Genomic DNA, 14,267 nt, shown 5'->3' with positions numbered 1-14,267 from the left:
CCTGTGCGTAGCGCCCGTACGATCCCACCAGCGGAGCACCTTTGAGCGACCAGCCGACCTCGTCGAACCGCGGCCCCCGCAAGCCGGGCAAGCCCCACCGGCGTCCGAAGAAGGACCCCGTCCGCATCCTCGCCTTCCAGGCGCTGCGGGCGGTCGACGAGCGGGACGCGTACGCGAACCTCGTGCTGCCGCCGCTGCTGCGCAAGGCGCGCGAGAAGGAGGGGCCCGACAAGTTCGACGGCCGGGACGCGGCCCTCGCGACGGAGCTCGTGTACGGGACGCTGCGCCGGCAGGGCACGTACGACGCGATCGTCGCGGCCTGCATCGACCGGCCGCTGCGGGAGGTCGATCCGCCGGTCCTGGACGTGCTGAACCTCGGCGTGCACCAGCTGCTCGGGACGCGGATCCCCACGCACGCGGCCGTGTCCGCGTCCGTCGAGCTGGCACGGGTCGTGCTCGGCGACGGGCGCGCCAAGTTCGTCAACGCCGTGCTGCGGAAGGTCTCGCAGCACGACCTCGACGCGTGGCTGGAGAAGGTCGCGCCGCCGTACGACGAGGATCCCGAGGACCATCTCGCCGTCGTGCATTCGCATCCGCGATGGGTTGTCTCCGCGCTCTGGGACTCGCTGGGCGGCGGCCGTGCCGGGATCGAGGACCTGCTGGAGGCCGACAACGAGCGGCCCGAGGTCACCCTTGTCGCGCGCCCCGGACGGACCACGGCCGAGGCCGTGCTGCAAGAGGTCGGCGAGGAATCTGGGCTTCCGGGCCGCTGGTCCCCGTACGCCGTGCGGCTCGCGGAAGGTGGCGAGCCGGGCGCGTTCGACATCGTGCGGACCGGGCGTGCCGGAGTGCAGGACGAGGGAAGTCAGCTGGTCGCGATCGCGTTGGCGAACGCTCCGGTCGAGGGCCGTGACGAGAAGTGGCTCGACGGGTGCGCGGGCCCCGGCGGCAAGGCCGCGATGCTCGCGGGCCTCGCCTCGCAGCGCGGGGCGACGCTGCTCGCCTCCGAGAAGCAGCCGCACCGCGCCGGGCTCGTCGCGAAGGCGCTGCGCGGGAACCCGGGCCCCTACCAGGTGATCGCGGCCGACGGCACGCGCCCGCCGTGGGCCCCCGGGACGTTCGACCGCATCCTGATGGACGTGCCCTGTACGGGACTTGGCGCCCTGCGGCGTCGGCCCGAGGCACGCTGGCGGCGCAGGCCCGAGGACCTGGACGGGTTCGGCCCGCTGCAACGCTCCCTGCTGCGCACGGCACTTGAATCCGTACGCGTCGGCGGAGTCGTGGGCTACGCGACCTGTTCGCCGCACATGGCGGAGACACGGGCCGTCGTCGACGACGTCATGAAGTCCTTCGACGGGGCCGAACTCATCGACGCGCGGCCCCTGTTGGAGGGCGTGCCCGCGCTCGGTGACGGGCCCGACGTCCAGCTGTGGCCCCATCTGCACGGCACGGACGCGATGTACCTAGCGCTGATCCGGCGCACCGCCTGACGTACCGGTAGGGGACGCCGGGCCGATCGCCGCGCCGTCCGACGCCTTCGCGAGCGCGTGGGGCCACCACACCCGTGGCCCCACGTCCAGGAAGAGCGCCGTCACCAGGACCGAGCGGACCACGAACGTGTCCAGGAGCACGCCGAGCGCGACCGCGAAGCCGATCTCCGCGAACGCCACCATCGGCAGCGTGCCCAGGGCCGCGAACGTGCCCGCCAGCACCAGGCCGGCCGACGTGATCACCGCGCCGGTCGCGGCCAGGCCCGTCACGACGCCCGGCCGGGTGCCCTGGCGGATCGCCTCCTCACGGATGCGGGTCGTGAGGAAGATGTTGTAGTCGATGCCGAGCGCGACCAGGAACACGAAGACGAACAGCGGGAAGTCCGTGGACTCGCCCGCGTAGTCGAAGAGATGGCGGAAGGCGAGCGCGCTCACGCCGAGGGCCGCGGCGAAGGACAGGACGACCGTCCCGATCAGCAGCAGCGGCGCGACCAGGGCCCGGAGCAGCACCCCGAGGATCAGCAGCACGACCACCAGGACCAGCGGGATCACCAGTTTGTTGTCATGGGCCGTCGCGCGGTCCATGTCGAGCAGCGCCGCGGGGCCGCCGCCCACCTTGGCGTCCGCGCCGTCGACCTCGCGCACGGCGTCGCGCACCCGCTCCACGGTGTCCCGCGCCGCCCGACTGTCGGACGGGTCCGACGTCGTCGCCTCGAACAGGACCCGGCCCGCGTGCTCGGGCGCGGTGTTCGGGGGGACGCCGATGCTCCGCGCCACCACGCCGTCCGTCCGGGCGACGGCGCGGGTCACCGCGCCGCGCCGCTCGCTGTTCGCCACGATGACGAGCGGGTCGCCGGTGCCCGCGGGGAAGTACTTCGCCGAGACCTCCTGCCCGACGATCGAGTCCGGCTTGTCCGTGAACGAGTCGGCGTTGCTGATGCCCGCGGCCTTCAGCTGGATCAGGCCGAGCGAGCACACGGCGAGGGCCACCGCGGTGACCGCCCACACCAGGCGCGGGCGGTGCGCGATCCTGCGGCCGGTGCGCGCCCACACCCCGCGCTCGGTCGGCTCCGGGCTGCCCACGTGCGGGATCACCGGCCAGAACATCCACCGCCCGAAGATCACCAGCAGGGCCGGGAACAGCGTGAGCATCGCGAGCAGGGCGACCGCGACGCCGATCGCCGCGACCGGGCCGAGGCCGCGCGTCGAGTTCATGTCGGCCGTGAGCAGCACCAGCATGCTCAGCACGACCGTCGCGCCGGACGCGACGACGGCGGGGCCCGCCCGGTGCAGGGCCAGCGCCATCGCCTCGTGCCGGTCGTCGTGCCGGCGCAGCTCCTCCCGGTAGCGGGCGACCAGGAGCAGCGCGTAGTCCGTCCCCGCGCCGAACACGAGCACCGTCAGGATGCCCGCGCTCTGCCCGTTGACGGTCAGGCCCGCGTGCTGGGCGAGGAGGTAGATCAGCGCCTGCGCGGTGAACAGCGCCGCCACCACGCTCAGCACCGGTACGAGCAGCAGCGTGGGACTGCGGTACGTGAACAGCAGGATCACGATCACGATGCCGAGCGCGGACAGCAGCAGCGTCGAGTCGATCCCCTCGAACGCCTCGGAGAAGTCCGCCGAGGTGCCGCCGGGACCCGTGATGTGGATGGCCAGCCCGCCCGTCGATTCGCCCGTACGGTCCCGGATGGAGTCGACGGCGGGTGCGATCCGCTCCCAGCCCTTCTCGTCCATCGTCACCGGCACGTAGATCTGCGCCGCCGACGCGCGCACCTTCTTGTCGAAGACCGGGCCGCGGGCCTCGTCGCCGCGCAGCCCGTGGTCGCTGAGCGCCTTGATCTGGCGTACGTCCTGGGCGATCCGGGCGCGGTCGGCGACGGTGAGGCCGCCGTCGCGCGCGTAGACCACCACGGCCGGGAGGGTCTCGGGCCTGAAGTCCTTGGAGAGGTCGAGGACCTGGGTCGACTCGGCGGATCCCGGCAGCCAGGACTGCGCGTCGTTGTCCTGCGCGTCCGTCAGCTTCTGGGCCAGCGGCGCCGTCCCCACGATGATCACCAGCCACAGCAGCAGCACCAGCCACTTGCTGCGCCGCCCGCACACCAGCCACGCGACCCCGTGCCGCCGTCCCGGTACCGGTGCTGTGCCCCGTACGTCGTCCTCGCTCCGTACGTCCGCCATGGCGCCCCCCGCTGCGTCCTTTGCGGTCGATCCTGTCGGCCTGTCGTGGGCCGCCCACAATGGCACGGGAGGGCACGGCTCGGCATCGGTATCGGGCACCGGTCAGGACCGGGGCGGGCAACGGGCCGTGGGCATGGCAGGCTTGGGGCATGGCCGTTCAGATCAACCCCAGCATCCTCTCCGCGGACTTCGCCCGCCTTGCCGCCGAGGCACAGGCCGTCGAAGGCGCCGACTGGCTCCATGTCGACGTCATGGACAACCACTTCGTCCCGAACCTCACCCTGGGGGTCCCGGTCGTAGAGTCGCTGGCGCGCGCGACGGACACCCCGCTGGACTGCCATCTGATGATCGAGGACCCCGATCGGTGGGCTCCCCAGTACGTCGAAGCGGGTGCCGGTTCCGTCACCTTCCACGCGGAGGCGGCCGCCGCCCCGGTCCGGCTCGCCCGCGAGATCCGCGCCAAGGGCGCCCGCGCCTCCATGGCCCTCAAGCCGGCCACGCCCATCGAGCCGTACGAGGATCTGCTCCCCGAGCTCGACATGCTGCTGATCATGACGGTCGAGCCGGGCTTCGGCGGGCAGGCGTTCCTCGACATCATGCTGCCGAAGATCCGCCGGACGCGGGACCTGATCTCGAAGCACGGTCTGGAACTCTGGTTGCAGGTCGACGGCGGCGTCTCCGCCTCGACGATCGAGCGGTGCGCTGAGGCCGGGGCCGACGTCTTCGTCGCCGGTTCGGCGGTATACGGGGCGAAGGACCCGGCCGAGGCGGTACGTGCATTGCGCACCCAGGCGGCGCAGGCCACGTCCGGCGCCTCCTGGGCGTGCGACCACTGAGCCACGGATATGTGAACGCCGTCCATCAGGGCTGATCAAGCCCGCCGGATCTGCAAGGATGAACGGCGTATCCAGGTTGTGAACGCAGTGAGTCGTGCAGAAGAGAAGTGAGGAGATCGCCGTGTCCGCATCATCGGCGGGACGGGCAGCCCTGCGGATGGGACCCGCGGAGCTGGTGCAGGCGGCGGCCATGGCCCGTCGCTTCTACCTCGAGGGCAAGTCCAAGATCCAGATCGCCGAGGAGTTCGGCGTGAGCCGCTTCAAGGTGGCCCGGGTCCTGGAAACCGCCCTCGAGCGAGATCTCGTACGTATCGAGATCCGGGTCCCGGCCGAGCTGGACGCCGAGCGCTCCGACGCGCTGCGCGCCCGCTACGGCCTGCGGCACGCGGTCGTCGTCGAGTCTCCGGCCGAGGCCGAGGAGTCGCCCGACCCTGAGAACCTCGGCGAGGTGGCGGCCGACCTGCTCGGCGAGCTCGTCACCGAGGGCGATGTGCTCGGCCTCGCGTGGGGCCGTTCCACCATCCACATGGCCGCGGCCCTCGACCGGCTGCCGCCGTGCACCGTCGTGCAGCTGACCGGCGTGTACGACGCGGGGACCGCGGAGCGCGGCTCCGTGGAGGCCGTGCGGCGGGCCGCCCAGGTCTCCGGTGGCGACGCGCACCCCATCTACGCGCCGATGCTGCTGCCGGACGAGGCGACGGCCGCGGCGCTGCGCAACCAGACCGGCATCGCCCGCGCCTTCGAGTACTTCGACAAGGTCACCGTCGCGTGTGTGTCGATCGGCTCGTGGGAGCCGGGGATCTCGACCGTGCACGACATGCTGAGCGACGAGGAGCGGGCGCACTACGCCTCGCTCGGCGTCGCCGCCGAGATGTCCGCGCACCTGTTCGACGCGCAGGGGCGTCGGGTCGGGCGTGACCTGGGGGAGCGGTGCATCACCGTCGAGGCGGACCGCCTCCGGCGGATACCTGAGGTCGTGGCCATCGCGGGCGGGCAGCGCAAGGCTGCCGCCATCGACGCGGTCCTGCGGTCCGGGCTCGTGACCAGCCTGGTCACCGACACGGCCGCGGCTGATTTTCTGCTGACCGCGGGGGCCGCACCTCGGCCTGCTCTGCAGCGGGCCGACCCCGACGACTGACCGTCGGCCGCGGCTGATGTCCCGGGGCTTCCGCCCCGGACCCCCGCTCCTCCCTCGCCGGAAGGGCTCGAATGAGGTTGCGGCTGTTCGCTGCGGTGCTGCTCGTCCTCGGTGTGCTGATCACCGGGTGCGGCGGCGGGGACGACGGCACGGCCACCGTGCGGGTGGCGCAGCTGCCCGTCGAGGCGCGCCGCACGCTGGAGCTCATCGACGCCGGTGGGCCGTTCCCGTACGAGAAGGACGGGAGCGTCTTCGGGAACTTCGAGGGGGAGCTGCCGAAGCAGGCGCGCGGCTACTACCGCGAGTACACCGTGCCCACGCCGGGGGAGCGCGGCCGCGGGGCGCGGCGCCTCGTCACCGGCCGCGAGGGGGAGACGTACTACACCGATGACCACTACGAGTCGTTCAGGGCGGTGCTGAGATGAGCGGGCTGCACGAAGCCGTCGCCGAGGCCGGATGGGCGGTGCGGGTCGTCGACCTCGCGGGGGCCGCGGACAAGGCCGCCCTCATGGACCGTTGCGCCGCCGCCCTCGACCTGCCCGGCTGGTTCGGGCGGAACTGGGACGCGCTGGCCGATGTGCTGAGCGACCCCGGTGTGTGGCCGCGGGCCGCGACGGCCGGGCTCGTGGTCGTCGTGACCGGCTGGTCGGAGTTCGGCGGGCGGTGCCCCGTGGAGTGGGAGACCGCCCGTGAGGTGTTCGAGGAGGCCGTCGAGCGGCGCCGCGCGAGCGACACCGCCCTGACCGTGCTGCTCGGCCTCAGTTGAGCCTGGCCCAGCTGCCCGGGGTCCCGGCCTTGCGGCACAGGTAGAGGTTGGCGTTGGAATCCAGGACGAGTTCCCCCACATCGTGGGAGCCCGTGGTGGGCGCTCCTGCGTACGGGGACTGGCCGAGCCGTATCGCGGCCCGCTCCCCGGAGGCGTAGAGCCCGGTCCCCTTGACCTGGCCGAGGGCGATCACGCCGAAGCCGCCGTACTGGCCGTTGTTGTCGGCGACGAGACCGGCGCCGTTGCCGGAGACGACCGCGCCGGTGTTGCCCGTGCTGCTCGCCGAGAAGGCCGTCCCCGACTGGCTTACCGCCCGGACGCCGGTGCCGCTGTTGGACATGCCGAGGACGCCGGACTGGGCTCCGCTGTACCCGAGCACGCCGTCGTTCTGCTGCCCCACGGAGGTCAGGCCGCGCACGTCGCCGACCAGGTACAGGGCCGCCGAGTTGGTCTGGGTCGCGTACAGCTGGGTCGGTGACGTGGCGCTGTTGGACGCGCCCGCGATGATCGCCTGGCCGGTGGCGCGGGGTGCGGCCGTCGCCTGCTTCTGTGTCTGTTCCTGAGCCTGCTTCGACGCTTGCTGCCCGGCCTGCGCCGGTGCCGTGTCGCCGCTGTGCTGGAGCTCCCCCAGCTCCTTGAGGAGTGCCTCGGTCTCCGCGCGCAACTCCGTCAGGCGGTGCTCGCACTCGGTCAGTCGCTGTTGTGCGGTGGTCTGTGCGTCGTCGGACATGTCGGACCCCCGTCCGTGCGTATCGGTGGCGGGGAAGCTAGGCGCCCGCGCGGGATCCGGCAAGACGTGATTGGGTGATCGTCCAAGGAGGGCACGGCGACCTTGGGACGTTCGGCCCGGAGACGGAGTCGTCGGCCGCATGGGAAAATGAAGTACGTGCTTTGTGCTCCGGCGGCACTCTTCCGGGGCCCCCTTCTACCGACTGGGATGTCCGCACGTGCGTTTCCTCAATGACATCAAGCCCGCGTACGACCTGACGTACGACGACGTCTTCATGGTGCCGAGCCGGAGCGCCGTCGGCTCCCGCCAGGCCGTGGACCTCGCCGCGCCGGACGGTACGGGGACCACCATTCCGCTGGTCGTCGCCAACATGACCGCGATCGCCGGGCGCCGGATGGCCGAGACGGTCGCCCGTCGCGGCGGGCTCGTCGTGATCCCGCAGGACATTCCGATCGAGGTCGTCACCGAGGTCATCTCCTGGGTCAAGACGCGCCACCTGGTGCTCGACACCCCGATCGTCCTGGCCCCGACGCAGACGGTCGCCGACGCCCTGGCCCTGCTCAACAAGCGCGCGCACAACGCCGGCGTGGTCGTCGACGACGAGCGGCGCCCGGTCGGTGTCGTCACCGACCAGGACCTGACCGGCGTCGACCGCTTCACGCAGCTGTCCGAGGTCATGTCCAAGGACCTGCTGCTGCTCGACGCGGACATCGACCCGCGCGACGCCTTCAACAAGCTGGACGGCGCCAACCGCCGCTACGCCCCGGCCGTCGACCAGGACGGCAAGCTCGCGGGCATCCTCACGCGGACCGGCGCCCTGCGCGCCACGCTCTACACCCCGGCCACCGACGCCGAGGGCAGGCTGCGCATCGCCGCCGCCGTCGGTATCAATGGCGACGTGGCCGGCAAGGCCAAGCAGCTGCTCGACGCGGGCGCCGACACGCTCGTCATCGACACGGCCCACGGCCACCAGGAGTCGATGATCAGCGCGATCAAGACCGTGCGCGCGCTCGACCCGCAGGTGCCGATCGTGGCGGGCAACATCGTCGCCGCCGACGGCGTCAAGGACCTCATCGAGGCCGGCGCGGACATCATCAAGGTCGGTGTCGGACCCGGCGCCATGTGCACCACCCGCATGATGACCGGCGTCGGCCGGCCGCAGTTCTCCGCCGTCCTGGAGTGCGCCGCCGAAGCCAAGAAGTACGGCAAGCACGTGTGGGCCGACGGTGGCGTCCGGCACCCGCGCGACGTCGCCATGGCGCTCGCCGCCGGTGCGTCCAACGTGATGATCGGGTCCTGGTTCGCGGGCACCTACGAGTCGCCGGGCGACCTCCAGCACGACGCTCAGGGCCGCGCGTACAAGGAGTCCTTCGGCATGGCGTCCGCCCGCGCCGTGAAGAACCGGACCTCCGACGAGTCCGCGTACGACCGCGCCCGCAAGGCGCTCTTCGAGGAGGGCATCTCCACCTCGCGGATGTTCCTCGACCCGCAGCGTCCGGGCGTCGAGGACCTGATCGACTCGATCATCGCGGGCGTCCGCTCCTCCTGCACCTACGCCGGTGCCAGCTCGCTCGCCGAGTTCGAGGAGAAGGCCGTCGTCGGCATCCAGTCCGCCGCCGGTTACGCGGAGGGCAAGCCGCTGCACGCCAGCTGGAGCTGATCTCCGGCCGCGCGGGACACGTGCGCCGACAGCCGACAGCCGATAGCCGACGTCGTGTCGGATTCCCTTGGTGTCCAGGGGATCCGACACGACGTTCCGCGTAGGACGACACCTCAGGGAATCGAAGCGGGTCACGCGCTGCGGACCGCCGTCGCCCGCCGCGACGGGCTGCGCACCCGGGACTCGCTCGCCGGGGCCGGAAGTGGTCAGGAGGCCCTGGACCGGGCCGCGTTGCTCGAACTGCTCGCGCTCATGGGGGCCGTGGCCCGGAAGGCCGCGTACGGGCGGCGGTCGACCGTCAGGTCCGCGCGGGCCGGCTCAGCCGACCGGGGCCGCCCAGGCCGCCTCGATGCACTTGCCGCCGGGAGCCGGGCGCACCGCGACCCGCTCCGAGAGACGCTCCACCATGGGCCAGCCGAAGCCTCCGCCGCCGCCGAAGTCCGGGGCGCGGGGCACGGGAGCGCGCGGGTCGCCGTCCTCCACCGACACGCAGAGGCCACCGGCGTCCACCCGCAGCCGTAGTCGCGCGAGCGCGCCGGTGTGCCGGGCCGCGTTCGTGACCAGCTCGGTCACGACCAGCAGGACCGCGTCCGCATCGGCCCAGGGGCAGTGCTCGGCGAGGAACCGAGCGGCGGTGCGTCGGGCCTGTGTCCCGGTGACGGGACCATCCACCACGATGTCCATGGTGACCGGTTACCCCGCCGTCGGATCTTCATCGCCTCCGGTCGGGTGCGGAGCGCCCGGGACGAACACCGTGTCCAGGCCGGTGATCCGGAAGATGCGCTCCACGACCGGCGACAGCCGGCGGACCACCAGCTCGGCGCCTCGTTCGTGCAGCGTCGTGCGGGACCGCAGCAGCGCGTTGATGCCGCCCGAGTCGAAGAACCGTACGCCCCAGAGGTCGAGGGTCACGGTGGTACCGCCCGTGGCGGCAAGGGCGTCCACCGCCGCGAGCAGCTCCGGCGCGCTCTCGTAGTCGAGGTCGCCGGTGAGCGAGACGACGGGCCCGGTGGGGCCCGCCGCCGTGGCGATGTCCAGGGTGCCGTGGGCGGGGTTCGAGGCGTCGTCGGGTATGAACCCGGCCGTGGCGGGGCTCATCGGGTTCTCCGTACGGTCAGGGCCAGGGTGTCGTCCGGATGCAGGATCACGGTGTGCATCTCCTCCGCGAGGGCGCCGGGGATCTCTTCGGTCGGGCGGTGCCGGTGACGGACGGTCGCCGACGTGAGCCGGCGCTCGCCCTCATAGGGGTCGCGACGGCTCTCGGTGAGGCCGTCCGTGTACAGGACGAGCAGATCACCGGGCGCGAGTTTCTCGTGCCACAGTCGTTCACTGCCCGCCATCGGGTAGCCGATGCCCCTGCCGCGCACTTCGAGGAAGCGGGCGGAGCCGTCCTCGGAGACCAGCAGGGGTGGCGGATGACTGCCGTTGGCGAGCGTGAGGTGCCCGGAGACCGGGTCGATCCGGGCGAGCAGCACGGTCGCCATCAGCTCACGGTCGTACGGCATCAGGATCTCGTCGGTGCGCGCGACCACCGTCTCCAGCGGATGCCCCTCCAGGGCGAGCGTGCGCACGGCGTGCGTCACGTTGAGGGCGCTGCGGGTGGAGGTCAGGCCGTGGCCGAGGGCGTCGACGACCGTGATGTGCACGGTGCCGTCCGGCAGTTGGAACCAGTCGTAGAGGTCTCCGCCGGTCGGGGCGTCCGTGCCGGCGGGCGCGTAGTGGATGGCCAGTTCGAGGCCGTCCACCTTCATCGGACCGGGACGCAGCGCGTCCTCCAGCTCGCGCAGCATCTGCCCGTGCGCGCGGCGCAGTTGCTCGTCGCGCTCCTCCAACTGCACGTACAGCGCGAGCACTCCGCTGTTGGTCTCGTCCAGCTCATGGGTGAGGCGGCGCCGGTCGGTCTCCAGCGCCTCGGCGCGGGCGACGGCCACCCGCAGCTCCTCCTCCAGGAGTTCCACGCTGTCGTGGGGGTCGGGCTCGCGCCGGGGCGCCGCGCCCTCCCGCTGCGCGGGCAGCGGCAGCTGCCACACCAGGGTGTCCTCCTCGCGCTGCGCCGGGAGCGGCAGCCCCTGGGAAGGAGCGGGCCACGGGGCGTACGGCGTCCGCAGCCGCAGGGTCATCGTCCGCTCGCGCGCGCCCTGTTCGGGGTCGGACTCCAGCGTGACGATCCGCCCCGCCCGCAGTTCGGGCTCGGCGACCCGGGTCACCGACAGGGTCAGCCGTGTGCGCAGCTCGGCCGGAAGGCGCAGCGAAGCCGCCAACGACCTTACGGCCGAACGCAGTTCGGGCAGCGAGCGGTGGGTGGTGCGGTGCGGGCGCTCGGGCCCGGGGTGCCGCGCCGCCGCGGCCTGGTCCGTCATGTGCTCCTCCTGGCGGCCCCGGTGACCAGGGCTGTCGCGTCGTCGCGTGCCGAGCGGTGGCCGTGCCCGAGGGCCGCGGCGAGCAGCCGGGGCGGCAGCCCCAGCAGGAAGGGTGTGGCGGTGTCCGGCCAGCGTGTCGCGATGCCGTCGCTGTGCAGGACGGCCGCGCACTCGTCGGGCATGGCCAGGGTGCGGGGCAGCGGCCGGGGCATGTTCCAGCCGACCACGCCCGGCTGGCCCACGGCCCGCGCGCGTACGCCGTCGTGCGCGACGAGCAGCAGTCGTACGTTGCCGACACCGCAGTGCTCCGCGGTGCCCGGCCGCAGCCGCAGCAGGCCGACGGCGGCGCCGCGCCCCGCGCGCAGCGCCCGGTCCATCGCCGCGAGGAGCTCGGGCAACGGCCGGTCGGGCGCGGCGTGGAAGGCGGCCACGGCGGCGGCGCTCGCCTCGGCGGCCTCCGGGCCGTGCCCGAGGCCGTCCACGACGACGGCGGTGCGGCCGCCCGGGGCGTCCACCACCGCCGCGCTGTCCCCGCACTGCTCCTCGCCACGTACCGGCAGGCACAGCAGCCCGATGTCGGCGCGCGGGGAGTGCTGCCGGGCGCAAGGAACCGGGCGCAGATCAGCGTGCCCACGCCGGGCAGCGTGCGCAGCGCCAGCTCGTCCGCGAGGCGCCGGACCGCGCCCATGCCGGAGCCGAGGGACCCCGCCGTGCTGAATCCGTCGACCATCGCCCGGTCCGGCTGGGCCATGCCGGGCCCCCGGTCGACGGCGACCACGTCGAGGCCGCCGCCCTGCGGGAGGCGCTGGACGTAGACGGCGCCGCCCACCGCGTGCCGCAGCAGGTTCCCGGCGAGCTCGCTGGTGAGCACCGCGGTCCGTTCGGCGACGGCGATACCGAGGCCGCCCGCGAGCGCCGACGCCCTGGCCAGCGCGGCCGCGTGGTGCACCGCGCTGGTGTGGTCGACGATCACGTGCGAGGTGACGGCGGTGTCGGCCGGTGGCCTCATGGCGTCGTCCAGCGCGTCGCGGTCACCGTCGTTCCGGCGCCGGGACGGGTGTCCAGGTGGAACTCCTCCATCAGCCGCCGCGCCCCGCCCAGGCCGTGGCCGAGGCCGTTGCCCGAGGTCCAGCCGTCCGTCATCGCCGCGGCGATGTCGGGGATGCCGGGGCCCTCGTCCTTTATGACGAGGCGGATGCCGCCCGCGCCGGGCCGGGTCAGCAGTTCCACGGTGAGCGTGCCGCCCCCGCCGTGGATGTAGGCGTTGCGGGCGAGTTCGCTCGCGGCCGTCACCACCCGGGTCTGGTCGACGAGGCCGAAGCCGCACTCGACCGTGGCCGCGCGCACGGCATGACGCACCGTCAACAGGTCGTCGTCGGATCGCACGTCGTAGCTGCGGCTGACCGTCACCTGCGTTCCGGTCGGCCGTGCTCGGTGCAGGATGCGCTCATCGGACATGGTCACGGCCTGGGCCCTCCGGTGTCCGCTGCCAGCCGAGCGCGATCAGACCCTGCTCCGCGTTGAGCGCGGTCTCCACGCCCGTCAGCTGGATGCCGAGCTCGACCAGGGTGATCGCGACCGCGGGACGCATGCCCGCGACGATGACGCGGGCACCCAGCAGCCGCGACATCGTGGTCAGTTCCATCAACGTACGGGCCACGAACGAGTCGATGATCTCCAGGCGGGAGATGTCGATCAGCACCCCGCGGGCGCTGTCGGCCACGATCCGCTCGGTCAGCTCGTCGGTGAAGGCGACCGCGGACCGGTCGTCCAGCTCGTTGAGCAGCCCTGTCACCAGGACGTCGCCGAGCCGCAGGATGGGAACGCCCGTAGGGCGCGGCGAGTTCACCGCTGCGCCGACTCGGCGACGGCGAGACCGACAGCGGGCTGGTCGGTGAGCTTGACCGCCGCGGTCAGGGCGTCCGCCAGGGTGGCGCGGGTCAGGATGGTGGACAGGTCGATCCCCAACTGGGCGATGGTCTGGGCGATGGGCGGCCTGATGCCGCTGATGACGCAGTCCGCGCCCATCAGGCGGACCGCGTTGACGGTGTGCATGAGGTGCTGGGCGACGGCCGTGTCGACCGTGAGCACCCCGGTGATGTCGATGATGGCGACCTTGGCCTCGTGGTCCTGGATGGCCTGGAGCAGCGACTCCATGACGATCTGGGTGCGGGCCGTGTCCAGGGTGCCGATGAGCGGCACCGCGAGGACGTGCCGCCACAACCGCACGACGGGTGTGGACAGCTCCATCAGCTGGCGGCTCTGCCGCTGGATGATCTCCTCGCGGCCCTCGACGTACGTCTCGAAGGAGAGCGCGCCGGCCGCGTCGAGCATCCGGTTCACGAGCACGGCGGCGGAGAACAGCTCGCTCGTGTCGCGCGTCGTGTGCTGCACCGCGGCGAGCAGTGCCTCCTTGAGGGAGAGCACGGCGAGCGAGGTGTCGGTGGGGGTGGCCCCGGCCCGCACTCTGCGCAGGGACAGCTCGGTGACCGTCGTGCGCAGATTGTGGTGCGACGTCACGAGCCGCTCCACCGGGGTGTCACTGGCCAGCGCTTCGGTCAGCGCGTCGATCAGGAGCAGCGCCTCTTCACGCAGCTCGCTCTCACTCATGTCCGTACCGAGTGCCGCCTGTTCCAGCTGGAGCGTCGTCCAGCGGTCGGCGATCTGTTCCTCCTGGCCCCTCAGTGCCTCGAGCAGCAGATTGCGGATGTCCGTTTCGCTGGTACTCACAAGCCCCTCTCATCGTCCATCTCGGCATATGCGACCTGTCCATCATGCACAGGTTCGAATTGCCGCGGTCCTCTGCCGGGTCGACGGCAGACCGTCCCGGGGATCAACGGCTGGGACGGCCCCAACGAATACCCCTGGTCGGGGGTTTCACTCCTGCGCGTGAGGTGTGACTCCCGTCACTGTGGGCGCAACAGACGAAACGGGCACCGCAACGAACGTGCGTCCCATGACGATCCGCGCAACGATCATGCGGCGGTGCGCAAGGTTGCTGCATTACAGCCGGGAAGCCCTCTCCTCTAGAGTCGTCCGCTGTACGTGGCGTGGCGGGGGACGGCCTGCTCGGCGGTCCCCCGGTCAGGGCGTGGGCCGCCGCGTTCCC

Annotated in this window: 15 protein-coding genes; 6 read left to right on the top strand and 9 right to left on the bottom strand. The window is 72.4% G+C overall.

Going from position 1 to position 14,267, the window contains the following annotated elements; translation table 11 throughout:
- The first annotated feature begins 41 nt into the window (after positions 1-41).
- Positions 42-1,490, top strand: coding sequence for an RsmB/NOP family class I SAM-dependent RNA methyltransferase (locus V2W30_RS06515; protein WP_338694383.1), 1,449 nt, complete (start codon positions 42-44; stop codon positions 1,488-1,490).
- Here the strand turns inward: V2W30_RS06515 and V2W30_RS06510 are convergent.
- Positions 1,464-3,668 (bottom strand): MMPL family transporter, encoded by a 2,205-nt coding sequence (locus tag V2W30_RS06510; protein ID WP_338694381.1) that lies wholly within the window; start codon positions 3,666-3,668, stop codon positions 1,464-1,466. The genes V2W30_RS06515 and V2W30_RS06510 overlap by 27 nt on opposite strands.
- A 149-nt stretch (positions 3,669-3,817) precedes the next feature.
- On the opposite strand from V2W30_RS06510, the gene rpe reads away from it, so the two are divergent.
- From rpe to V2W30_RS06490, 4 genes are all read left to right on the top strand, one after another.
- Positions 3,818-4,504 (top strand): ribulose-phosphate 3-epimerase, encoded by a 687-nt coding sequence (gene rpe, locus V2W30_RS06505; RefSeq protein WP_338694380.1) that lies wholly within the window; start codon positions 3,818-3,820, stop codon positions 4,502-4,504.
- A gap of 157 nt (positions 4,505-4,661) precedes the next feature.
- Positions 4,662-5,642 carry a sugar-binding domain-containing protein gene (locus V2W30_RS06500; protein WP_338703508.1) on the top strand — a complete coding sequence of 327 codons (981 nt, stop codon included), beginning with the start codon at positions 4,662-4,664 and terminating at the stop codon, positions 5,640-5,642.
- 71 nt (positions 5,643-5,713) lie between these two features.
- The gene (locus tag V2W30_RS06495) at positions 5,714-6,067 is read left to right on the top strand and encodes a ribonuclease domain-containing protein (protein ID WP_338694379.1); all 354 of its coding nucleotides are present in this window, start codon (positions 5,714-5,716) and stop codon (positions 6,065-6,067) included.
- Entirely contained in the window at positions 6,064-6,408 is a 345-nt protein-coding gene (locus V2W30_RS06490) for a barstar family protein (protein ID WP_338694377.1), read from the top strand. Before V2W30_RS06495 ends, V2W30_RS06490 begins: the two co-directional genes overlap by 4 nt.
- Here the strand turns inward: V2W30_RS06490 and V2W30_RS06485 are convergent.
- Positions 6,401-7,138, bottom strand: coding sequence for a hypothetical protein (locus V2W30_RS06485; RefSeq protein WP_338694375.1), 738 nt, complete (start codon positions 7,136-7,138; stop codon positions 6,401-6,403). The two genes, V2W30_RS06490 and V2W30_RS06485, sit on opposite strands and share 8 nt — an antisense overlap.
- A 217-nt stretch (positions 7,139-7,355) precedes the next feature.
- Between V2W30_RS06485 and V2W30_RS06480 the strand changes: the two genes are divergently transcribed.
- Complete coding sequence (locus V2W30_RS06480) at positions 7,356-8,798, top strand: GuaB1 family IMP dehydrogenase-related protein (protein WP_338694373.1); 1,443 nt, start codon at positions 7,356-7,358, stop codon at positions 8,796-8,798.
- A gap of 318 nt (positions 8,799-9,116) precedes the next feature.
- Here the strand turns inward: V2W30_RS06480 and V2W30_RS06475 are convergent, their stop codons facing one another.
- The 7 genes from V2W30_RS06475 to V2W30_RS06445 all read right to left on the bottom strand — a co-directional run bounded on the left by V2W30_RS06475 (position 9,117) and on the right by V2W30_RS06445 (position 13,888).
- On the bottom strand, positions 9,117-9,482 hold the full coding sequence (locus V2W30_RS06475) for an ATP-binding protein (RefSeq protein ID WP_338694371.1): 366 nt from the start codon (positions 9,480-9,482) through the stop codon (positions 9,117-9,119).
- Between the two features lie 9 nt (positions 9,483-9,491).
- Complete coding sequence (locus tag V2W30_RS06470; protein ID WP_338694370.1) at positions 9,492-9,896, bottom strand: STAS domain-containing protein; 405 nt, start codon at positions 9,894-9,896, stop codon at positions 9,492-9,494.
- Positions 9,893-11,158, bottom strand: a complete 1,266-nt coding sequence (locus tag V2W30_RS06465; RefSeq protein WP_338694369.1) for a PP2C family protein-serine/threonine phosphatase — start codon at positions 11,156-11,158, stop codon at positions 9,893-9,895. Before V2W30_RS06465 ends, V2W30_RS06470 begins: the two co-directional genes overlap by 4 nt.
- Positions 11,155-11,676, bottom strand: coding sequence for a SpoIIE family protein phosphatase (locus tag V2W30_RS06460; protein ID WP_338694368.1), 522 nt, complete (start codon positions 11,674-11,676; stop codon positions 11,155-11,157). Before V2W30_RS06460 ends, V2W30_RS06465 begins: the two co-directional genes overlap by 4 nt.
- Before the next feature lie 487 nt (positions 11,677-12,163).
- Entirely contained in the window at positions 12,164-12,622 is a 459-nt protein-coding gene (locus V2W30_RS06455) for an ATP-binding protein (protein WP_425244497.1), read from the bottom strand.
- Positions 12,606-13,007 carry an STAS domain-containing protein gene (locus V2W30_RS06450; RefSeq protein ID WP_338694367.1) on the bottom strand — a complete coding sequence of 134 codons (402 nt, stop codon included), beginning with the start codon at positions 13,005-13,007 and terminating at the stop codon, positions 12,606-12,608. The genes V2W30_RS06455 and V2W30_RS06450 overlap by 17 nt, the downstream gene beginning before the upstream one ends.
- Positions 13,004-13,888, bottom strand: coding sequence for an STAS domain-containing protein (locus V2W30_RS06445; protein ID WP_338694366.1), 885 nt, complete (start codon positions 13,886-13,888; stop codon positions 13,004-13,006). The genes V2W30_RS06450 and V2W30_RS06445 overlap by 4 nt, the downstream gene beginning before the upstream one ends.
- Positions 13,889-14,267 lie beyond the last annotated feature (379 nt).

Source organism: Streptomyces sp. Q6 (assembly GCF_036967205.1).
Lineage (GTDB): Bacteria > Actinomycetota > Actinomycetes > Streptomycetales > Streptomycetaceae > Streptomyces > Streptomyces citrinus.
This window is presented reverse-complemented; position numbering and strand designations above follow the sequence as displayed.